Source organism: Sphingopyxis panaciterrae (assembly GCF_011762125.1).
GTDB lineage: Bacteria > Pseudomonadota > Alphaproteobacteria > Sphingomonadales > Sphingomonadaceae > Sphingopyxis > Sphingopyxis panaciterrae.
Window position 1 is genome coordinate 347,041 of record NZ_JAASQN010000005.1, and the last position, 19,443, is coordinate 366,483.

22 protein-coding genes are annotated in these 19,443 nt (G+C 65.8%); 17 read left to right on the top strand and 5 right to left on the bottom strand.

What is annotated here, in order from left to right; translation table 11 throughout:
* Window positions 1-4 precede the first annotated feature (4 nt).
* Window positions 5-490, bottom strand: coding sequence for an Lrp/AsnC family transcriptional regulator (locus tag FHR22_RS17970; RefSeq protein ID WP_166945048.1), 486 nt, complete (start codon window positions 488-490; stop codon window positions 5-7).
* 136 nt (window positions 491-626) lie between these two features.
* Here FHR22_RS17970 and FHR22_RS17975 point away from each other — a divergent pair, with 136 nt between their 5' ends.
* The gene (locus tag FHR22_RS17975; protein WP_166945049.1) at window positions 627-782 is read left to right on the top strand and encodes a hypothetical protein; all 156 of its coding nucleotides are present in this window, start codon (window positions 627-629) and stop codon (window positions 780-782) included.
* 250 nt (window positions 783-1,032) lie between these two features.
* Here FHR22_RS17975 and FHR22_RS17980 read toward each other — a convergent pair whose 3' ends face one another.
* A complete protein-coding gene (locus tag FHR22_RS17980) occupies window positions 1,033-1,395 on the bottom strand; it encodes a response regulator (RefSeq protein WP_166945050.1) in 363 nt (120 codons plus the stop codon).
* Window positions 1,396-1,482: 87 nt separating this feature from the next.
* Here FHR22_RS17980 and FHR22_RS17985 point away from each other — a divergent pair, with 87 nt between their 5' ends.
* Genes FHR22_RS17985 through FHR22_RS18000 form a run of 4 tightly spaced genes read left to right on the top strand, consistent with a single transcriptional unit; the run spans window position 1,483 to window position 4,032 of the window.
* Entirely contained in the window at window positions 1,483-1,761 is a 279-nt protein-coding gene (locus FHR22_RS17985; RefSeq protein ID WP_166945051.1) for a DUF3572 family protein, read from the top strand.
* A complete protein-coding gene (locus tag FHR22_RS17990) occupies window positions 1,758-2,399 on the top strand; it encodes an HAD family hydrolase (RefSeq protein WP_166945052.1) in 642 nt (213 codons plus the stop codon). The genes FHR22_RS17985 and FHR22_RS17990 overlap by 4 nt, the downstream gene beginning before the upstream one ends.
* A gap of 12 nt (window positions 2,400-2,411) precedes the next feature.
* Window positions 2,412-2,876 (top strand): RidA family protein, encoded by a 465-nt coding sequence (locus FHR22_RS17995; protein ID WP_166945053.1) that lies wholly within the window; start codon window positions 2,412-2,414, stop codon window positions 2,874-2,876.
* Window positions 2,877-2,883: 7 nt separating this feature from the next.
* Complete coding sequence (locus tag FHR22_RS18000) at window positions 2,884-4,032, top strand: GNAT family N-acetyltransferase (RefSeq protein ID WP_166945054.1); 1,149 nt, start codon at window positions 2,884-2,886, stop codon at window positions 4,030-4,032.
* A 105-nt stretch (window positions 4,033-4,137) separates the two neighbouring features.
* Here FHR22_RS18000 and FHR22_RS18005 read toward each other — a convergent pair whose 3' ends face one another.
* Together FHR22_RS18005 and panC are read right to left on the bottom strand one after the other, a co-directional pair.
* Entirely contained in the window at window positions 4,138-4,452 is a 315-nt protein-coding gene (locus FHR22_RS18005) for a sel1 repeat family protein (RefSeq protein ID WP_166945055.1), read from the bottom strand.
* Between the two features lie 141 nt (window positions 4,453-4,593).
* Window positions 4,594-5,433, bottom strand: a complete 840-nt coding sequence (gene panC / locus FHR22_RS18010) for a pantoate--beta-alanine ligase (protein ID WP_166945056.1) — start codon at window positions 5,431-5,433, stop codon at window positions 4,594-4,596.
* 96 nt (window positions 5,434-5,529) lie between these two features.
* Here panC and FHR22_RS18015 point away from each other — a divergent pair, with 96 nt between their 5' ends.
* The 7 genes from FHR22_RS18015 (at window position 5,530) to FHR22_RS18045 (ending at window position 11,617) form a co-directional block, all read left to right on the top strand.
* Window positions 5,530-6,339 (top strand): division plane positioning ATPase MipZ, encoded by an 810-nt coding sequence (locus FHR22_RS18015; RefSeq protein ID WP_425057466.1) that lies wholly within the window; start codon window positions 5,530-5,532, stop codon window positions 6,337-6,339.
* A 28-nt stretch (window positions 6,340-6,367) separates the two neighbouring features.
* Window positions 6,368-7,762, top strand: coding sequence for a phosphoglucomutase/phosphomannomutase PgmG (gene pgmG / locus FHR22_RS18020; RefSeq protein ID WP_166945058.1), 1,395 nt, complete (start codon window positions 6,368-6,370; stop codon window positions 7,760-7,762).
* Between the two features lie 215 nt (window positions 7,763-7,977).
* On the top strand, window positions 7,978-8,790 hold the full coding sequence (lptB, locus tag FHR22_RS18025; protein ID WP_166945059.1) for an LPS export ABC transporter ATP-binding protein: 813 nt from the start codon (window positions 7,978-7,980) through the stop codon (window positions 8,788-8,790).
* 14 nt (window positions 8,791-8,804) lie between these two features.
* Window positions 8,805-10,271 (top strand): RNA polymerase factor sigma-54, encoded by a 1,467-nt coding sequence (gene rpoN, locus FHR22_RS18030; RefSeq protein WP_166945060.1) that lies wholly within the window; start codon window positions 8,805-8,807, stop codon window positions 10,269-10,271.
* A gap of 170 nt (window positions 10,272-10,441) precedes the next feature.
* The gene (gene ykgO / locus FHR22_RS18035; RefSeq protein ID WP_003046794.1) at window positions 10,442-10,567 is read left to right on the top strand and encodes a type B 50S ribosomal protein L36; all 126 of its coding nucleotides are present in this window, start codon (window positions 10,442-10,444) and stop codon (window positions 10,565-10,567) included.
* Window positions 10,568-10,664: 97 nt separating this feature from the next.
* Entirely contained in the window at window positions 10,665-11,279 is a 615-nt protein-coding gene (locus FHR22_RS18040) for an HAD family hydrolase (RefSeq protein ID WP_166945061.1), read from the top strand.
* On the top strand, window positions 11,276-11,617 hold the full coding sequence (locus tag FHR22_RS18045; protein ID WP_166945062.1) for a hypothetical protein: 342 nt from the start codon (window positions 11,276-11,278) through the stop codon (window positions 11,615-11,617). Before FHR22_RS18040 ends, FHR22_RS18045 begins: the two co-directional genes overlap by 4 nt.
* Window positions 11,618-11,719: 102 nt before the next feature.
* On the opposite strand, the gene iolG is transcribed toward FHR22_RS18045, so the two are convergent.
* Entirely contained in the window at window positions 11,720-12,706 is a 987-nt protein-coding gene (iolG, locus tag FHR22_RS18050; RefSeq protein WP_166945063.1) for an inositol 2-dehydrogenase, read from the bottom strand.
* 147 nt (window positions 12,707-12,853) lie between these two features.
* Between iolG and FHR22_RS18055 the strand changes: the two genes are divergently transcribed.
* The 5 genes from FHR22_RS18055 to iolB all read left to right on the top strand — a co-directional run bounded on the left by FHR22_RS18055 (window position 12,854) and on the right by iolB (window position 19,285).
* The gene (locus tag FHR22_RS18055) at window positions 12,854-13,726 is read left to right on the top strand and encodes a MurR/RpiR family transcriptional regulator (protein ID WP_208417780.1); all 873 of its coding nucleotides are present in this window, start codon (window positions 12,854-12,856) and stop codon (window positions 13,724-13,726) included.
* Between the two features lie 93 nt (window positions 13,727-13,819).
* Window positions 13,820-15,772, top strand: a complete 1,953-nt coding sequence (locus tag FHR22_RS18060; protein ID WP_166945097.1) for a bifunctional 5-dehydro-2-deoxygluconokinase/5-dehydro-2-deoxyphosphogluconate aldolase — start codon at window positions 13,820-13,822, stop codon at window positions 15,770-15,772.
* Window positions 15,769-17,604: a 3D-(3,5/4)-trihydroxycyclohexane-1,2-dione acylhydrolase (decyclizing) gene (gene iolD / locus FHR22_RS18065; protein WP_166945064.1), complete on the top strand. Its 1,836-nt coding sequence runs from the start codon at window positions 15,769-15,771 to the stop codon at window positions 17,602-17,604. The genes FHR22_RS18060 and iolD overlap by 4 nt, the downstream gene beginning before the upstream one ends.
* The gene (gene iolE, locus FHR22_RS18070) at window positions 17,601-18,494 is read left to right on the top strand and encodes a myo-inosose-2 dehydratase (protein ID WP_166945065.1); all 894 of its coding nucleotides are present in this window, start codon (window positions 17,601-17,603) and stop codon (window positions 18,492-18,494) included. Before iolD ends, iolE begins: the two co-directional genes overlap by 4 nt.
* Window positions 18,494-19,285 carry a 5-deoxy-glucuronate isomerase gene (iolB, locus tag FHR22_RS18075; RefSeq protein WP_208417781.1) on the top strand — a complete coding sequence of 264 codons (792 nt, stop codon included), beginning with the start codon at window positions 18,494-18,496 and terminating at the stop codon, window positions 19,283-19,285. Before iolE ends, iolB begins: the two co-directional genes overlap by 1 nt.
* Window positions 19,286-19,443: the final 158 nt, after the last annotated feature.

A 19,443-nucleotide genomic window follows, 5' to 3' on the forward strand; every position in this document is an offset into this window, starting at 1 on the left:
GCGCTTACCGGTCGCGCAGCGGGCGGCGGGCGGCGTCATTCTCGATGATGTTGCGGATCGTGATCAGCGTCGTGAACGAATGAATGCCCTTGTCCTCGCCCAGCGCACGGCGGGTGAAAGCGTCATATTCCTCCATCGCGCCGACCTGGACCCGCAGCAGGAAATCATCGTCGCCGGTTACGTCCCACGCCCCGGTGACTTCGGGATGGCGGATGATCTCGCGCGCGAAATTGTCCATTGTCTGCGGCCCGGCCTGCTGCATCTGGACGAGGACATGCATGGTGAGCGCCGACCCGGTCAGCGCCGGATTGACCACCGCGATGTCGGCGACGATCACCTTTTCCTCGCGCAGCCGCCGCAGGCGGCGCAGTACCGCAGACACCGACAGCCCGACCTTGTCCGCAAGGATGCGCGCGGGTTGCAGATTGTCGCGACGCACCTCTTCGAGCAGGCGGCGGTCGAATCGGTCGAGATCGATCATTTTTCGCATCATTTGCTCATTAATGCGAAAATTGGTCGCCCGCACGCTGAATTTCGGCGCCAATAGCCAAGCTACTAGGCGTAGAAAGACTGCGTCCGGCCCGCCCCTCTCCCTCCCCGCGGTCCCGGACGACAGGAGACAGACGATGACCCGCAATTCCGACACCAACTGGCTGAGCCGGGCCTGGGCCGCCGTGACCGAAGCGTCGGCCGCGGCGGTGGCGATCCAATATGCCGCGCCGTGGAACCATGGCGCGCCGGCCCCGCGCACGGCTCGCGATCAGGGCGCCTGCGCGGCCTGAGCGCAGCGCGATTGGTGAGCGATACGAAGGGCGGCGGCCGCTGGCGCCGCCCTTTTTCGTGATCGCATAAACGCCAGCTTTGGGGTGGAGAGCTGCCATTCGCTAACCATCCATAACCGTCGCCCCCGCGAAGGCGGGGGCCGCAATCGGCCGAGCGCAAGGCTGCCAGCGGCCCCCGCCTTCGCGGGGGCGACGGTTATTTGGCTAGCCTCCGCAATCGGCAGCAAGCCGACCTTCTACCTTGGTAAACTCAGGCGAACACCCCGACGCTTTCGATGAACTTGATCACCGAAATCGGTTTCGAGACATAGGCCTCGGCGCCGGCGGCACGGATCTGTTCCTCGTCGCCCTTGCCGGCATAGGCGGTGACCGCCATGATCGGCACCGCGCGCAGGGTCAGGTCGGCCTTCATCTGGCCGATCAGGTCGAGCCCGCTGACATGCGGCAACTGGATGTCCATGATGATCAGGTCGGGCGCGATCTCACGCGCTTTCGCCAGCGCGTCGCGGCCGTCGCGGACCGGATGGGCGCTATAGCCATGGGCGTTCAGGAGGTCGCAAAAGAGGCGGAGGTTGAGTTCATTATCCTCGACGACCAGGATGGTCTTGCCCATGCGTGTTCCGTTCCCCACCTTGCGTGCGCGGTCCGTTTAGGCGAATCGGCCGCACGACACAATTGCATCGCGACGAAGGGATCGGGCTTGCTGGAAGATGATGCCGCGCTGGCGCTTCGCGCGCTCGGCTGGATATTGAGCGACGAGCCGCGGGCCGAGCGATTGCTCGCGCTGACCGGCCTGGCGCCGGACGAATTGCGCGCCTCGCTCGGCGAACAGGCGACGCTGGCCGCGATCCTGTCGTTTCTCACCGCCCACGAAAACGATCTTGTCGCCTGCGCCGATGCGTTGCAGGTGCCGCCTGCCGCGCTCGCCGCCGCGGCAGAGCGACTCGAAGGCCAGCCGTCCGAAGGAACCATCGCATGAACCGCCCGCTTGTCATCACCGATTGCGACGAGGTGCTGATGCACATGGTCGTGCCATTCGCCGAATGGGTCGATGCCGAACATGGCGTGATCTTCCGGATGGAGGATGCCAGCTTCGCAAATGCGCTGAAGCGCAAGGAATGTGGCACGCCGCTGGAGGCGGCAGAGGTCTGGCCGCTGCTCGACGGCTTTTTCCGCAAGGAAATGACACGGCAATATCCGATACCCGGCGCGATGGCGGCGATGGTGGCGATCGGCGCAGAGGCCGATATCGTCGTCCTGACCAACGTCGGGCCCGAACATCAGCAGGCGCGGATCGACCAGCTCGCGCTGTACGGATTTCATGCGCCGGTGATCGGCAGCCGCGGCGGCAAGGGCGAGCCGGTGCGCCGCCTGATCGAGGAATATCAGCCGTCGGTCGCGCTGTTCATCGACGACCTCGCGGGTCATCATCAATCGGTGGCCAAAGAAGCCCCCGGCGTCTGGCGGTTGCACCTTGTCGGCGAGCCCGCGATCGCCGCGAAGATCGCGCCTTCGTCCCATGCCCATGCGCGAATCGACGATTGGAAAGCGGCGCAGGGCTGGATATTGGCGCGCCTCACCGAAAACATCCCCGCCCCGGCCGCCGAGCCGGTTTAAGAAAGACCGATCATGGATATCACCGCCAAGCTCGCCGAACTCGGCCTCGAACTCCCCAAGCCCGCCGCGCCGGTCGCTGCCTATGTGCCCGTCGTCGAGCATGGCGGGCTGCTGCACATCAGCGGGCAATTGCCGTTTCGCGGTGGCGAAGTCGTCACCGGCCGGCTTGGCACCGACATGGACGAGGCGTCGGGCTATGATGCCGCGCGGCGCTGTGCGCTGATGATCGTCGCGCAGATCGGCCGTGCGTTGGGCGGCGACTGGTCGCGCGTCGAAAAGATCGTGAAGCTGGGTGTGTTTGTGAACAGCGCCGCCGATTTCACCGCGCAGCCGAAGGTCGCGAACGGCGCGTCCGAACTGATGGAATCGCTGTTCGGCGAAGCGGGCCGCCATGCGCGCAGCGCGGTCGGCGTCACCGTGCTGCCGCTGGGGGCGGCGGTCGAGGTCGATGCGATCGTCGCGGTCAAACCCGCCTAAGGCGCCGATGGCCGAAGCCGACCCGCCCCAGCGCACCATCTCGCTCGGCAGCGGCGTCGCCGCGGTCGATGCGGCGGTGTGGGATGCGCTGGCGGGGGGCGGCAATCCCTTCGTCGGCCACGACTTCCTGTCGTTGCTGGAAGAATCGGGCAGCGTCGGGCCCGGCACCGGCTGGCAGGCGGCGCCCTTGCTCGTCGAGGATGAAGGCGGCGCGCTGGTCGCTGCCGCGCCAGCCTATCTGAAGTCGCACAGCCAAGGCGAATATGTGTTCGATCAGGGCTGGGCCGATGCCTGGGCGCGCGCCGGGGGCGATTATTATCCGAAGCTGCAGATCGCGGCGCCCTTTACACCGGTGCCGGGGCCGCGGCTGCTCGCGCCCGACGATGGCGACGCGGCGCTGCTGATCCGCGCCGCCGAGGCGGTGGTGCGGCAGAACGGGCTGTCGTCGGCGCACGCGACTTTCGTGGCGCCCGGACAGATGCCCTTGTTCGAGGATGCGGGCTGGCTCGTCCGCCGCGATATCCAGTTTCATTTCGCCAACACCGGCTATCAAAGTTTCGACGATTTTCTCGCCACGCTGACCTCGGCGAAGCGCAAGCAATTGCGCAAGGAGCGCGCCCGCGCGGTCGCGGGATTGCGGATCGAGGAGCGGACCGGCAACGCGCTGCGCCCTGAACATTGGGACGCGATGTGGCAATTTTATCAGGACACCGGCGCGCGCAAATGGGGCCATCCGTACCTGACCCGCGCGGCATTCGACCTGATGGGCGCGCGAATGGCGGACCGGATCATCCTCGTCCTCGCCTATGACGGCGACGCCCCGGTCGCGGGCGCGATGCATTTCGTCGGCGCCGACACGCTCTATGGACGCTATTGGGGTTGCCTTGCCGAGGTCCCCTATCTGCATTTCGAACTATGCTATTACCGCGCGATCGATATCGCGATCGCGCGGGGGCTGGCGCGCGTCGAGGCGGGCGCGCAGGGCGGGCACAAGCTCGCGCGCGGCTATGGCCCCGTCGCGACCTGGTCGGCGCATTTTATCGCCGACCCGGGATTCCGCCGCGCGGTTGCCGATTATCTCGAACAGGAACGCCGCGCCGAGGAAGCCGAGATGGACTGGCTCGAAGGGCATATGCCGTTCCGGCGGAAAGACTGAGCTTTTCCTTTCGTCATGCCGGACTTGATCCGGCATCCATGTCAGCGAAGACGCTGGACCCCGGATCAAGTCCGGGGTGACGAAAAAGAGGAAATGCCGGAAATATCAGGCTGCGAAGCGCCGGGCCGCGGGACGGCGGGCCGTCTCGTCGAGCCAGGCCCGCGCTTGGCGCTGCGCTTCGGCGATTTCGTCGCGGTTCATTTCGTCAGACAGGTCGGCGCGGCATTGCTGGCCTTCGCGGTTGCCGCCGAGCGCGGCGAGGTTGAACCATTTATGGGCCTGGATCAGGTCGATATCGACCCCGCCGGTGCCGGTCGAGAATGCAACGCCGAGATCGAAATAAGCGCTGGCGTCGCCGCGGGCCGCATCGAGCAGCCGGCTTTCGATCAGATATTGGGCAGACTTCAGACTGTTTGCCATGATAACCCCCTTCGTCTCCACCCCACATGGAGACCTCGGGATTCAATCTTGCGGCTTATGGTCAACAAAGCGTTAACGATGATGCGATTTTTTCGGGGATAAGTCGGAAATCCGCGTAACTCCGGGGCTTTCTGCGATTAACTATCCGACCGGATAATTGTCGATCAATCGCGTTTTGCCGATGCGTGCCGCCGCGAGCAACCGCGCCGGGGCACGACAGGCGGCGAGCCTTTCGAGGCTGTTTGCGTCGGCGAGCGCGACATAGTCGACGCTGTCGAAGCCCCCCGCGACGATCGCCGCTTCGGCCTTGGCGAGGCTTTCGCCGACGTCGGCACCGCTTGCGATTGCAGCGGCGGCGGCTTTCAGCGCGCCGGGAAAGGCGGTCGCGGCGGCGCGCTGGTCCTGCGTGAGATAGGCGTTGCGCGATGACAGCGCGAGCCCGTCGGGATCGCGGGCGATCGGCGCGCCCAATATGTCGAGTGCGAAGTCGAGGTCGCGCGCCATGCGGCGGATGATCGCGAGCTGCTGCCAGTCCTTTTCGCCGAAGATCGCGACGTCGGGGCGCACCTGGTTGAACAATTTGGCGACGACCGTCGCGACCCCGTCGAAATGGCCGGGGCGCGCGGCGCCGCAATAATCGGCGCCAAGCTCGGCGACTTCGATATGCGTGCTGTGGCCGGCGGGGTACATGATGCCGACGTCGGGCGCCCAGAGCAGGCCGACGCCGTCCTGCGCGAGCAGCGCGGCGTCGCGCGCCTCGTCGCGCGGATAAGCGGCATAATCCTCATTGGGGCCGAACTGGGTCGGGTTGACGAAGATCGACACGACGACATGGTCGGCGACGCGGCGCCCCATGCGGACGAGCGACAGATGCCCGTCGTGCAGCGCGCCCATCGTCGGCACCAGCGCGACGCTCTTGCCCCCCTGCTTCAGTGCCGTAACGGCACGATGAAGCGTGGCGATATCACGGATGATTTGCACCCTTGCCCGGCCTCCGATATTGGCGGCGCTCATGCACCACGATGCGGCCGCCATGCGCCGCCAACAGGAAAATCGCAACGCCCCATGACGACTCCCGTGACGAAGCCCGCGCCGCACCGCATCATCTTTGCCAATGAAAAGGGCGGGACGGGCAAGTCGACCTGCGCCGTGCATTTCGCGGTCGCGCTGGCGAGCCAAGGCTGGCGCGTCGCGGGAATCGACCTCGATCCGCGCCAGCGTACCTTTCACCGCTATCTCGAGAATCGCGAACAGACGGCGAAGCGCCGCGACATTGCGCTGCCGACCCCGCGCTTCGAGGTGTTCGAGGGAACGGACGTCGAGGAACTCGACGCGCAGGTCGCGCGCCTGTCCGAAGATGCCGATTATCTGATCGCCGATACGCCGGGGCGCGACGATGTCTTCGCGCGCCACCTCGCGACGAGCGCCGATACGCTGGTGACGCCGATCAACGACAGCTTCATCGATTTCGACCTGATCGGGCAGGTCGATCCCGAAACATTCCAGGTCGTCCGCCCGAGCTTTTATTCCGAACTGATCTGGGACACGCGCAAGGCGCGCGCCAAGACCGACGGGCGGACGATCGACTGGATCATCCTGCGCAACCGCCTGCAGCATGTCGATGCGCATAATATGCGCCGCGTCGGCGAGGCGCTGACCCAGCTGTCGCGCCGCGTCGGCTTTCGCGTCATCCCCGGGCTCGGCGAACGCGTCATCTACCGCGAACTGTTCCCGGCCGGGCTCACCTTGCTCGACAAGGCGCATCTCGGCGGCATGGGGATCGGCCATGTCGTCGCGCGGCAGGAACTGCGCGAAGCGATGGGCGGGTTGAACCTTCCCAAGCGCGAGCGGTTTCATCCGGACGGCGATCTGTTCGCCGCGGCCTGACTTTACCTTTTCTCCCGAGGGATCCATGATGACGCACAATTTTCACCCGACGATGCTTCGCGAATATGACATTCGGGGAGTGGTCGGCGACACGCTGTCCGACAAGGATGCCTATGCGATCGGGCGCAGCTTCGCGACGCTGATCGCGCGTGCGGGGGGCAAGCGGATCGCGGTCGGATATGACGGGCGGCTCTCGTCGCCGATGCTCGCCGACGCGCTGATCGACGGGGTCAATGCCGCGGGGATCGACGCGCTGAACGTCGGGCTGGGGCCGACGCCGATGCTCTATTATGCCGCGTCAACCGAGGAGGTGGATGGCGGCATACAGATAACCGGCAGTCATAATCCCCCCGACTATAACGGCTTCAAGATGGTATTTCAGGGGCGGCCGTTCTTCGGCGCCGACATCCAGCAGATCGGCACGATGGCGGCGGCGGGCGACTGGGAGGTCGCCAAGCCTGGGGGACAGGGCGTTTCGGAGCGCATCGACATCGTCGACGCCTATGTCGACCGGCTGGTCGAGGGTTTCGCCGGGGGTGCTTTCCGTGTCGGCTGGGACGCTGGCAATGGCGCTGCCGGGACCGTCATCGAAAAGCTTACCGCGCGCCTGCCGGGCGAGCATCATCTTTTGTTTACCGATATCGACGGCCATTTCCCGAACCACCATCCCGATCCCACCGAGGAAAAGAATCTGGCCGATCTCAAGAAGCTGGTCGCCGAGAAGAGCCTCGATTTCGGCGTCGCTTTCGATGGAGACGGCGACCGCATCGGCGCGATCGACGGCGAGGGCCGGGTGATCTGGGGCGATCAGCTGTTGCAAATCTATGCGGCCGCGGTGCTGCGCGATCGCCCCGGGGCGACGGTGATCGCCGATGTGAAGGCCAGTCAGGCGCTGTTCGACCGCGTCGCCGAGCTGGGCGGAAAGCCCCTGATGTGGAAGACGGGGCACAGCCTGATCAAGGCGAAGATGAAGGAAACCGGCAGCCCGCTGGCGGGCGAGATGAGCGGGCACATCTTTTTCGCCGATCGCTATTATGGCTATGACGATGCGCCCTATGCCGCACTGCGGCTGATCGAAGCCGCGACGCTGCTCGGCAAGAGCGTCACCGCGCTGCGCGGCGACATGGCGCCGATGGTCAACACCCCCGAGATGCGCTTCCAGGTCGACGAGAGCCGCAAGTTCGCCATTGTGGACGAAGTTCTGGACCGGCTCGCGGCGTCGGGAGCGAAGGTCGACCGCACCGACGGCGCGCGCGTGCTGACCGATGACGGCTGGTGGCTGCTCCGCGCCTCGAACACGCAGGACGTACTTGTCGCGCGCGCCGAGGCGAAGGATGAGGCGGCGCTGGCACGGCTGCTCGCCGCGATCGACGAACAGCTTGCGCTGTCGGGGATCGCGCGCGGGGAAACGGTGGGACATTGATTATGGCGCGTGTCCCCGCGAAGGCGGGGACCCATCTCCCGCCGGTGCGAGTTGGAACCGGTCGGAGATGGGCACCCGCCTTCGCGGGTGCACACGGCATTTTTATCGCCATGATGACCCTCTCCATTTATCCCTGCAAAAATCTTGCCAGATTGACCTTCGCCGCGTCGCTGGGGTAACGCCCGCACGGGGGCAGACAAGGATGTGACCTGGATATGACCGACGAAGCCACCGCGGGGACCATTGTCGCAAGCGATCACGGGGTCGCCGAACATACCGCGCATGTTCAGGAAGACGCCGCGGCGGGCAACGGGCTTGCGGTCATCTCGATCGCCAAAAGCTATGACAAGCGCACCGTCCTCTCCGACGTGTCGCTGTCGGTCGGCAAGGGCGAGGTCGTCGGCCTGCTCGGACCGAACGGGGCGGGCAAGACGACCTGCTTCTATTCGATCATGGGGCTGGTCAAACCCGACGCCGGGCGCATCATGCTCGACGGCGCCGACATCACCGCGCTGCCGATGTACCGCCGCGCGATCCTTGGCCTTGGCTATCTGCCGCAGGAAACGTCGATCTTTCGCGGTATGACGGTCGAACAGAATATCAGCGCAGTGCTCGAACTCAGCGAGCCCGACCGGGTGTCGCGCGAGCGGCGGCTCGAGGAACTGCTCGACGAATTCGGCCTCGCGCGGCTGCGCACGTCGGCGGCAATGGCGTTGTCGGGCGGCGAACGGCGGCGCGCCGAAATCGCCCGCGCGCTGGCCGCCAACCCGTCGATCATGCTGCTCGACGAGCCGTTCGCGGGGATCGATCCGCTGTCGATCAGCGACATTCGCGATCTTGTCGCCGATTTGAAGACGCGCGGCATCGGCGTGCTCATCACCGACCATAATGTCCGCGAAACGCTCGACCTCGTCGATCGCGCCTGCATCATTTACGATGGCAAGGTGTTGCTCGCGGGCTCGCCCGAAGAGCTCGTCGCCGACCCCGAGGTTCGTCGCCTCTACCTCGGCGAGGGCTTCTCCCTGTGACCGTATAGCCGCCGATGGCGTTGGGTCCGCGCCTAGACTTGCGCCAGTCGCAATCGCTGGTGATGACGCCGCAGTTGCAGCAGGCGATCAAACTGCTTGCGCTGTCGAACCTCGAACTCGAAGCCTATCTGGCCGAGGCGCTCGAGGGCAATCCGCTGCTCGATGCATCGCCGGCAGACAGCGACGGCAGCGCCGGCGATCCCGAGGGCGGGCCGGACAGCGAAGCGCCCGCCGCCGAAGCGGCGTCGCTCGGCGCCGACGAGGCGCTGGTGTCGGACGCCGGCACCGCCAACGACCTCGACGTCGACCTGAGCGCCGAAAGCTTTCACCACGACAGCGCGAGCGACAGCGTCGGCCTGTCGAGGGCAGGCGAGGATATCGATTTCGACAGTTTCGCGGGCGAGGATGAGACGCTGCACGGCCATTTGCTCGCGCAGGTCGGCGAACGCTTCGGCGGGCTTGACGCGATGCTCGCCGAGCAACTCGTCGCATTGATCGACGAGGCAGGATATCTCCGCGCCGACCTGGCCGACCTGGCGCTGCGGCTCGGAATCCCGCTCGCGCACGTCGAAGCGGTGCTCGCGATCGTCCAGACCTTCGACCCGTCGGGGGTGGGCGGGCGCGACCTCGCCGAATGCATCGCGATCCAGGCGCGCGAGGCCGATCGCTACGACCCCGCGATGGCGTGCATGATCGCGCACCTCGACCTCGTCGCCAAGGGCGCCTTTCCGCAGCTGAAGCGCATCTGCGGGGTCGATGACGAGGATCTGGCCGACATGATCCGCGAGCTGCGCAGCTATGATCCGAAACCGGGGCTGCGGTTCGGCGGCGATTCGGCGCTGGCGGTCGTTCCCGATCTTTATGTGCGCCAGACCGCCGAAGGCTGGGCGGTCGAGGTCAATAGCGGCACCCTGCCGCGGCTGCTCGTCAACCGCCGCTATTATACCGAACTCGCCAAGGGCGCGGCCGCCAAGAGCAAGGCGTGGCTGTCGGAGCAGCTGGCCGGCGCCAACTGGCTCGTCCGCGCGCTCGACCAGCGTCAGCGGACGATCGTCAAGGTTGCGAGCGAGATCGTCAAGCAGCAGGAGGGCTTCTTCCTCCATGGCGTCGCGCATATGCGCCCGTTGACCTTGCGTCAGATCGCCGAGGAAATCGGCATGCACGAATCGACTGTCAGCCGCGTCACCAGCAACAAATATCTGAGCTGCCCGCGCGGATTGTTCGAGCTCAAATATTTCTTTTCGAGCGGCATTTCGGCGACCGACGGCGACGGTGCGGTGTCGGCCGAGGCGGTGAAGAGCCGGATCAAGGCGATGATCGAGGCCGAGGATGCGAAAGCAATCCTGTCCGACGAGACGATCGCGCAGAAATTGTCGGGCGAAGGCCATGATATCGCGCGGCGCACCGTCGTCAAATATCGCGAAGCGATGGGCTATGGCTCGTCGGTGCAAAGGCGGCGGCAAAAGGCGCTGGCGGGATAATCCTCCTCGTCACCCCGGACTTGATCCGGGGTCCACAACATCGGCGCTGCGATGGATGCCGGATCAAGTCAGGCATGACGAAATATGGGTAGGAGCCAGTTGACTTTTCGGCCTTATCCCCATAGTTGCGCCGCTTCGCGTAACAACGCCAAGATTTACGGACAAGAACCATGAAGATTCGCAACAGCCTGAAGTCGCTGAAGGACCGCCACCGGGATAACCGCGTTATCCGCCGCCGTGGCCGCACCTATGTGATCAACAAGACCAACCGCCGCTTCAAGGCGCGCCAGGGCTGATGCCCCTGCGCGGGGCGTTTTCGCCCCGTTTGCTTGTGAGAAACAGCGTGACGCCGTCGGATGCTTCCGGCGGCGCTTTCGCGTGTCCGGGGTGCGTATGATTCGGCAAAGCGTGATCTTCGACGTCGGGCGCGTCCTCTTCGACTGGGACCTGCGCCACCTGTTCGCCAAGCTGATCGACGACAAGCAGGAGCTCGAATGGTTCGTGACCCATGTCGTGACGCCCGCGTGGCATTTCCAGCACGATGCGGGCCGCCCGATTGCCGATATGGTGGCCGAACGCCGCGTCGAATTCCCCGATCACGCGGCGCTGATCGACGCCTATGCCGCGCGCTTCAACGAATCGATCCCCGGCCCGGTCCCCGGCAGCCTCGAACTCGTCGAACGACTGGACGCCGCGGGCGTGCCGTTGTTCGCGATCACCAATTTCGGGCATGATTTCTGGGCGGGTTTCCGCCCGATCCAGCCGGTCTTCGACCGCTTCCGCGATATCATCGTCTCGGGCACCGAAAAATTGACGAAGCCCGGTCCGGCGATCTACCGGCTGGCGATCGAACGTTTCGGCATCGATCCGGCAGGGGCGCTTTTCATCGACGATATCGCGACCAATATCGCGGGTGCCGAATCGGTCGGGATCGCGGGGCATCGCTTCGAGGATGCAAGGACGCTGGAGGCCGATTTGATCGCCCGCGGCTATCTGTCGGCGCGATGAGCAGGGCGGACCGTCTCGCGCGTCTCGATGCCCGCCGCCTCGAGCTGGAAGCCGAGTATGAGGATGCCCTGATCGATGCCTTGCGCAAGTCCGCGGCCGGCTCGTGGGGTCTGTTCGGCCACAATCAGGATCGCTGGACCCGCGCAAACTGGGCGCCCGTCGTCACGGATTTGTGTGACCGTGGTGAAGAAATAGACCGGATGCGCGATCAGCTGGGGTTGCAGCCGTTCGCCTTGCACGCGCAATTCGAAGCATCACGCGGCCCGGTCGCGTCCAACGCTCCGGGAGAGCCAAAGCAGGCCAAGGCTTGGCTGGAACGGCTGGGCAAGGATATTTGACTCGAGGCGAGGGGGCGCACCCCCGTCGTCATTCCCGCTTGCGCGGGGAATGACGAAGCTTATGGTTTGACGGCGGCGCTTCCGGTCGTTTTCCAGGCGACGCTACAACAGCACGCGCTCTCCTGTTTGCGCAGATTGCGCCGCTGCCTCTGCGAGTGCGAGCGCGGCGACGCCGTCGCGGAAATCGACGAGCGGTGGGGTGCCGCCGTCGAGTATGTCGGCGAAATGATCGGCTTCGCGCGCATAGGCGACGGCGTAGCGATCGAGGAAGAAATTCTGGAAGCGGTCGGCGGCGGCGCCATTCTCGCCCCATGTCTCTACCGTCGTTTCGAGCTGGTTCTGGGCGCGGATCATGCCCTTCGACCCGAAAGCCTCGATCCGCTGGTCATAGCCATAGCCGCTTCGCCGGCTCGACGAGATGACGCACATCCGCCCCGAGGCGGTGCGCAGGATCGTTTTCGCGGTGTCGGCATCGCCCGCTTCGCCGATCGCGGGGTCGACAAGCACCGAGGCGCTGGCGAAGACCTCGGTTACCTCTTCACCAAGCAGCCAGCGCGCCATGTCGAAATCATGGATGACCATATCCTTGAAGATGCCGCCCGACACTTTGACGTAATCGACCGGCGGCGGCGCGGGGTCATGGCTGATGATGTGCAGCGATTCGAGCGCGCCGACCGCGCCGCCCGCGAGCCGCGCCTGCAAGGCGGCGAAATTGGGATCGAAGCGGCGATTGAAGGCAAGGAACAGGCGTGCGCCCAGCGCCGCGAATCGCGCCGCCGATTCGCGCGCGCGGCCAAGGTCCTGGTCGAGCGGCTTTTCGCAGAAGATCGCCTTGCCGGCCTCGGCCGCCGCAAGGCTGTATGGCAGGTGGGTATCGGTCGAACTCGCGACCACGACCCCCGCAATCGCCGCGTCGGCCAACGCCTCCTCGATCGTCGACACGCGCGCGCCATATTGTGCCGCCACGGCCGCGGCCGCCTCGGGGAAGGGATCGACGACGCGCGTCAGCCGCAGGCGTGGGTTGGCGGCCAGGTTCGCCGCATGGATTTTGCCGATCCTGCCGGCGCCGATCAGTGCAATGTCGTGCATTCAAGTCTCTCCAGTTGAAACCTTGTTCCATGCGTTTAAAGAGTGGAACATATATTCCATAGCGTGGGAAATGCCGCAGGGCGATAGTTGCGTTACAAGTTTTGAACAGATATTCCGTTTTTCCAGAATGAAGGGGGAGATTGAATTTTGACCGACGTCCCGACAACCCCCGCCTCGGCGGAAGAATTGCGCGCCGAAATCGTGAGCCGCTACGAAACGCTGAGCAAGCGTTTGAAGCAAATCGCACGCTATATCCTCGACGAGCCGAACGACATCGCGCTCGAGACGCTGGCGGTGATTGCCGAGCGCTGCGGCGTCCAGCCATCGGCGATCGTCCGCTTCGCCAAAAGTTTCGGCTTCGAGGGCGCCAGCCAGATGCAGCGGCTGTTCCGCGACGGCCTGCTCAGCAACAATGCCGCGCTTGGCTATTCCGAACGCGTCCGCCAGCTCGACCAGACGACGAGCGCGCAGGATGCCGAGCCCGCCAATCTCCTCTCCGAATTCGTCGAGGGCAACAGCCTCGCGATCCAGAATCTGCTGCAGACGGTGAGCGGCGCCGACATGCGCGCCGCGGTCGATCTGCTGATGGCGGCCGACACGGTGCATGTCGCGGGCTTTCGCCGGTCCTTCCCTGTCGCCTCCTATATTGCCTATTCGCTGCTTCAGGCAGGCAAGCGTACGGTATTCATCGACGGCGTCGGCGGTCTCGGGCTGCAACAGGTGCATGCGATCGGGCCCGGCGACCTGCTGATCGCGATCAGCTTTCATCCTTATTCCGAAGAAACCGTCGCGGTGGTCAACGCCGCGAAAGCCCATGGCGGCCGCGTCCTGGCGATCAGCGACAGCCTGGTCAGCCCGGTCGCCAAGCCTGCCGAGCATGTCCTTCAGATTCGCGAGGCAGAGGTGAGGAAATTCCGTTCGCTGTCGGCGTCGATGTGCCTGGCGCAGGCGCTGGTGATTAACTTCGCTTTCGAAGCCACCCGCACCGATGGCAAGGCCCGCGACGGCGTCGGGACATAGATATTCCATTCATTCCCATTGTGAAACATATGTTGCAAACATTCTAAAGTTGGAATATGTGTTACAGACCAAGGAAGGACGGTCTGGAAAGTGATGGCGCAACAAGGGCATAAAACAGGCGGGGAGTGCCAACTGGACGTCGTCACGCTGGGACGCGCGGGAATCGATTTATACGGCGAGCAGATGGGCGGCCGGCTCGAGGATATGGCGAGCTTCGCCAAATATATCGGCGGCAGCCCGACGAACACCGCGGTCGGCGCGTCGCGGCTGGGGCTGCGCGCCGGGCTGATCACGCGGGTCGGCGCCGATCATTTCGGGCGCTTCATCGTCGAGGAGCTGGAACGCGAGGGGGTGGCGACGCGCGGGGTGCGGACCGACCCCGAGCGGCTGACCGCGCTGGCGATCCTCGGCATCCGCGACGCCGATACGTTTCCGCTGATCTTCTACCGCGAAAATTGCGCCGACATGGCGCTCTGTGCCGACGATATCGATCCCGATTTCATCCAATCTGCAGGCGCGCTGCTCGTGAACGGCACCCATCTGTCGCAGCCGGGCGTGTTCGCGGCGAGCATCAAGGCCGCGACGCTGATGAAACAGGCGGGCGGGCGCGTCATTTTCGATATCGATTACCGGCCGGTGCTGTGGGGGCTTGCCGGCAAGGATAATGGCGAGGACCGCTTCGTCGCCGATCGCGGCGTCACCGAAGCGCTGCAGCGCGTGCTGCCGCTCTGCGACCTGATCGTCGGCACCGAGGAAGAGATCCACATCCTCGGCGGTTCGACCGACACGCTGGCGGCGCTGCGCGCGATCCGCGCCAAGAGCGGCGCGCTGCTCGTCTGCAAGCGCGGCGCCGACGGCTGCGTCGCCTTTCCGGGCGATATCGCGAATTCGCTGGACGACGGCATCGTCGGGCGCGGCTTTCCGATCGAGGTGTTCAACGTGCTCGGCGCGGGCGACGCCTTCATGGCGGGTTTCCTGCGCGGCTGGCTTCGCGACATGCCGCTCGAAAAATGCTGCGAGATCGCCAATGCGTGCGGCGCGCTCGTCGTGTCGCGGCATGGCTGCGCGCCGGCGATGGCGTCGTGGGACGAGCTGCAGCATTTCCTCGCCGGCCGCTGGCCGCACCGGTTGCGTGAGAGCGCCGAACTCGAACAATTGCACTGGTCGACGAACCGGCAGGGCGACCGCGAGGAGCTGACCGTGCTGGCAATCGACCATCGCAGCCAGTTCGACGACCTGCTCGCCGAACTGGGCGAGAGCGACGAGGCGCGGGTCCACCGTTTCAAGAATCTCGCGCTCGAGGCGCTGCACCGGCTCGCGGCGGGCGACCCCTGCTACGGGGTGCTGCTCGACGGGCGTTTCGGGGCGCGGGCGCTCGAGGCGGCGGCGGATCACCCCTATTGGATCGGGCGGCCGATCGAAGTGCCGGGGTCGCGCCCGCTGCGGTTCGAAGGATCGCCCGATGTCGGCATGACGTTGCGCGACTGGCCGACCAATCATGTCGTCAAATGCCTCGTCTTCTATCATCCGGATGATGACGCCGAGATGCGCGCGCGGCAGGATCGCCAGCTGCTGCGGCTGTTCGACGCGTGCCGCCGCACCCGGCACGAATTCCTGCTCGAAATCATCGCCTCGAAGCACGGGCCGGTCGATAGCGCGACGATCGCGTCGGTGATCGACCATGTCTATTCGCTCGGCATCTATCCCGACTGGTGGAAGCTCGAACCGACGACCGACGCCGCCGCCTGGGCGGCCAGCGAGGCCGCAATATTGCGCCACGATCCGCTGTGCCGCGGTATCGTCCTGCTCGGCCTGTCGGCGCCGCAGGACGAAGTGCTTGCGGGCATCGTCGCCGCGGCGCCCTTTGGGCTGGTCAAGGGATTCGCGGTCGGCCGGACGATCTTTCAGGACGTCGCGCAGCAGTGGCTGACCGGTGCGATCGACGACGAAGCGGCCATCCGCGCGCTCGGCGACAATCTGCGCTATCTTGCCGATGGCTGGCGCAGCGCGCGCGATGCCAGGGCGGCTTCCGGGGTGGCGGTATGAGCGGATATCTTCGGCTGACGATGGCACAGGCACTGTCGCGCTGGCTCGCGGCGCAGCGGGTCGAGGTCGATGGCGCCGAAACATCATATTTCGCCGGCGTATGGGCGATTTTCGGCCATGGCAACGTCGCCGGCATGGGCGAAGCGCTGGCCGGAATGGAAGAGGTGCTTCCCACCTATCGTGCCCATAATGAGCAGGGCATGGCGCATGCCGCGATCGCCTTTGCCAAGGCGAGCCGGTGGCAGCGCGCGATGGCGTGCACGACCTCGATCGGTCCCGGCGCGACGAACATGGTGACCGCGGCGGCGCTCGCGCATGTCAACCGGCTGCCGGTGCTGTTCCTGCCCGGCGATGTCTATGCCAGCCGCCGCCCCGACCCGGTGTTGCAGCAGATCGAGGATTTCGGCGACGGGGTGGTCAGCGCGAACGACTGTTTCCGCCCGGTGTCGCGCTATTTCGACCGGATCACCCGGCCCGAACAGATCATCGATGCGCTGCCGCGCGCGATGGGGGTGCTGACCGATCCGGCGCTGTGCGGGCCGGTGACGCTGGCGCTGTGCCAGGATGTGCAGGCCGAGGCCTGGGACTATCCCGAGAGCTTCTTTGCGGCGCGGGTGTGGCGTCCGCGCCGGCCGCGTCCCGATCGCGGCGAACTGGATGCGCTCGTCGAGGCGGTCCGCGGCGCGAAGGCGCCGCTGATCGTCGCGGGCGGCGGGGTGCTTTATGCGGGCGCCGAGGGGGTGCTGGCCGAGCTTGCCGCCGCGACCGGCATTCCGGTCGCCGAGACGCAGGCGGGCAAGGGCGCGCTGGCGTGGGATCATCGCCAAGCGCTCGGCAGCATCGGGGTGACGGGGACAAGCGCCGCCAATGCCGCCGCCGAGGCCGCCGACCTGATCGTCGGGGTCGGCACGCGGCTCCAGGATTTCACCACCGGGTCGCGCACCCTGTTCGCGGGCAAGCGGCTGATCCAGGTCAATGTCGCGGCGCCCGATGCGATCAAGCAGGGCGCCGAGGCGGTCGTCGGCGATGCGCGCGAGATACTCGAAGCGCTCGCCGCAGCGCTCGGCGGCTGGCAGGTCGATGCGGCGTGGCGCGAGGCGAACACCGGTGCGGTCGCCGAATGGAACGCCGCCTGGGATGCCGCGACCGCACCGGGCCCGGCGCTGCCATCCGACGCGCAGGTGATCGGCGCGGTGTGGCGGCAGGCGGACGAAGACGCGACCGTCGTCTGCGCCGCGGGCGGGCTGCCCGGCGAATTGCACAAGCTTTGGCGCAGCCACCGCCCCGGCGGCTATCATGTCGAATATGGCTTTTCGTGCATGGGTTATGAGGTGGCCGGCGGGCTGGGGGTCAAGATGGCCGACCCGGCGCGCGACGTTTATGTGATGGTCGGCGACGGCAGCTATCTGATGCTCAATTCCGAACTCGCGACGTCGGTGATGCTGGGGCACAAGATGACGGTCGTCCTGCTCGACAACCGCGGTTACGGCTGCATCAACCGCCTGCAGCAGGGGACGGGCGGGCGCCCGTTCAACAACCTGCTCGCCGATAGCGCGCATCAGGCGCTGCCCGATATCGATTTCGCCGCGCATGCGCGCAGCCTGGGAGCCGCGGCCGAGAAGGTCGACGGCATCGCCGGGCTGGAGGCCGCGCTCGTTCGCGCGAAAGCGTCGGCCAAAACCTATGTGATCGTCATCGACACCGATCCGATGATCACGACCGAAGCGGGTGGCCACTGGTGGGACGTCGCGGTTCCCGAAGTATCGACCCGCGCCGAGGTGCAGGCGGCACGCCGCGCCTATGACGCAAAGATCAAGGGAGACAGGACATGACGATCCGCTGGGGCGTGAGCCCGATTGCCTGGTGCAACGACGATATGCGCGAACTGGGCGGCGACACGACGCTCGACGAACTGCTGACCGATGTGCGCGATATCGGTTTCGAAGGCGTCGAGCTGGGCAATAAATTCCCGCGCGATCCCGAGACGCTGGCGCCGATCATGGCGGGCTACGGGCTCGATATCGTCAGCGGCTGGTATTCGTCGAACCTGCTACTACGTGATGCCGATGCCGAAATCGACGCGCTGGCGAAGCATCTCGCGCTGCTCGAATATATGGATTCGAGCGTCTTCATCCTCGCCGAAACCTCGAACGCGGTGCATGGCGACCGCTACGGCAGCCGGCTCGACACGCACCCGGTGCTGCCCGCCGCCGACTGGAAACAGTTCGGCGAGCGGCTGAACAGCGTCGCGCGCTTCATCAACGATCGCGGGCTGCGCTTCGCCTATCACCATCATCTCGGCACGGTCGTCGAGACGAAGGACGAGCTCGAACGCTTCTTCGACGCGACCGGCGACCATGTCGGGCTGGTGCTCGATACGGGGCATGCCTTGTTCGGCGGGATCGAACCGATCGACGTGATCAAGGCGCGCCCCGAACGCGTCGCCCACGTCCATTGCAAGGATGTGCGCACCGCGAAATATGACGCATTCCGTGCCGACGGGACGAGTTTCCTGAACGGCGTCGTCGGCGGCATGTTCACCGCGCCGGGCGACGGCGATTATGATTATGCGCCGTTCATGCGCGCGCTCGCCGAGATGAATTATTCGGGCTGGATCGTGATCGAGGCCGAACAGGATCCGGCGATCGCCAATCCGCGCGAGTACAGCCAGCTTGGGCTCGATACGCTGAAGCGGCTGGCGCGCGCGGAGGCGCTGGCCTGATGTCCTTGCTCGTCCGCCCGCACGCACCCGATGACGACGGCACGCTGCTCGACATCACCCCCGCCAGCGCGGGCTGGACATATGTCGGCTTCCGGGTGGTGCGGCTGGCGGCGGGAACGCGTTACGACCATGTCGAGGACGGGCGCGAGGCGTGCCTCGTCGTGCTGACCGGCACGGTGACGATCGACGCGGGCGGCGAGCGGTTCGAGGCGATCGGCGGCCGCGCGACGGTGTTCGACGGCGCCGCGACCTCGGTCTATGTCCCGGCGGGACATCGCTATACGATCGAGGCGGCGTCCGACGCCGAAATCGCGATCTGCACCGCGCCGGGGACGGGCGCGGGCGCGGTGCGGCTGATCCGGTCCGACGCGGTCGAAGTGCGCGGCCAGGGCACCAACACGCGCCATGTCCGCAACATCCTGTCCGACGCCGACGCGGCCGAAAGCCTGCTCGTCGTCGAGGTGATCACGCCGGGCGGTCACTGGTCGAGCTATCCGCCGCACAAGCATGACCGCGATGCCTACCCCGAGGAGACGTTCCTCGAGGAAACCTATTACCACCGCCTGTCGCCGCCGCAGGGCTTTGCCTTCCAGCGCGTCTATACCGACGAACGCGACATCGACGAGACGATGGCGGTCGAGGATGGCGACGTCGTCATGGTGCCGCGCGGCTATCACCCGGTCGGCGCGCCGCATGGTTATGACCTTTATTACCTCAATGTGATGGCGGGGCCCCGGCGCAACTGGGTGTTCCGCAACGACCCCGCGCATGACTGGATCGTGCGCCGGTAGGGATGATTGCCTTCGCACCGGGCGATGACGTCCTGCGTCGGGGTCGGCCGTTATCGGCTGGTCGCGGACGCTAGCCAAATAACCGTCGCCCCCGCGAAGGCGGGGGCCGCAATCGGCCGAGCGCAAGGTTGCCAGCGGCCCCCGCCTTCGCGGGGGCG

Coding starts and splice junctions, on each gene's coding strand:
- FHR22_RS18045 (WP_166945062.1), top strand. CDS start 11,276: ATGAGCAGGGCGGACCGTCTCGCGCGTCTCGATGCCCGCCGCCTCGAG.
- FHR22_RS18040 (WP_166945061.1), top strand. CDS start 10,665: ATGATTCGGCAAAGCGTGATCTTCGACGTCGGGCGCGTCCTCTTCGAC.
- FHR22_RS17990 (WP_166945052.1), top strand. CDS start 1,758: ATGAACCGCCCGCTTGTCATCACCGATTGCGACGAGGTGCTGATGCAC.
- FHR22_RS18005 (WP_166945055.1), bottom strand. CDS start 4,452: ATGGCAAACAGTCTGAAGTCTGCCCAATATCTGATCGAAAGCCGGCTG.
- iolG (WP_166945063.1), bottom strand. CDS start 12,706: ATGCACGACATTGCACTGATCGGCGCCGGCAGGATCGGCAAAATCCAT.
- FHR22_RS17975 (WP_166945049.1), top strand. CDS start 627: ATGACCCGCAATTCCGACACCAACTGGCTGAGCCGGGCCTGGGCCGCC.
- iolD (WP_166945064.1), top strand. CDS start 15,769: ATGAGCGGATATCTTCGGCTGACGATGGCACAGGCACTGTCGCGCTGG.
- iolB (WP_208417781.1), top strand. CDS start 18,494: ATGTCCTTGCTCGTCCGCCCGCACGCACCCGATGACGACGGCACGCTG.
- lptB (WP_166945059.1), top strand. CDS start 7,978: ATGACCGACGAAGCCACCGCGGGGACCATTGTCGCAAGCGATCACGGG.
- pgmG (WP_166945058.1), top strand. CDS start 6,368: ATGACGCACAATTTTCACCCGACGATGCTTCGCGAATATGACATTCGG.
- FHR22_RS18000 (WP_166945054.1), top strand. CDS start 2,884: ATGGCCGAAGCCGACCCGCCCCAGCGCACCATCTCGCTCGGCAGCGGC.
- FHR22_RS17980 (WP_166945050.1), bottom strand. CDS start 1,395: ATGGGCAAGACCATCCTGGTCGTCGAGGATAATGAACTCAACCTCCGC.
- rpoN (WP_166945060.1), top strand. CDS start 8,805: ATGGCGTTGGGTCCGCGCCTAGACTTGCGCCAGTCGCAATCGCTGGTG.
- FHR22_RS17970 (WP_166945048.1), bottom strand. CDS start 490: ATGCGAAAAATGATCGATCTCGACCGATTCGACCGCCGCCTGCTCGAA.
- FHR22_RS18060 (WP_166945097.1), top strand. CDS start 13,820: ATGGCGCAACAAGGGCATAAAACAGGCGGGGAGTGCCAACTGGACGTC.
- FHR22_RS17995 (WP_166945053.1), top strand. CDS start 2,412: ATGGATATCACCGCCAAGCTCGCCGAACTCGGCCTCGAACTCCCCAAG.
- iolE (WP_166945065.1), top strand. CDS start 17,601: ATGACGATCCGCTGGGGCGTGAGCCCGATTGCCTGGTGCAACGACGAT.
- ykgO (WP_003046794.1), top strand. CDS start 10,442: ATGAAGATTCGCAACAGCCTGAAGTCGCTGAAGGACCGCCACCGGGAT.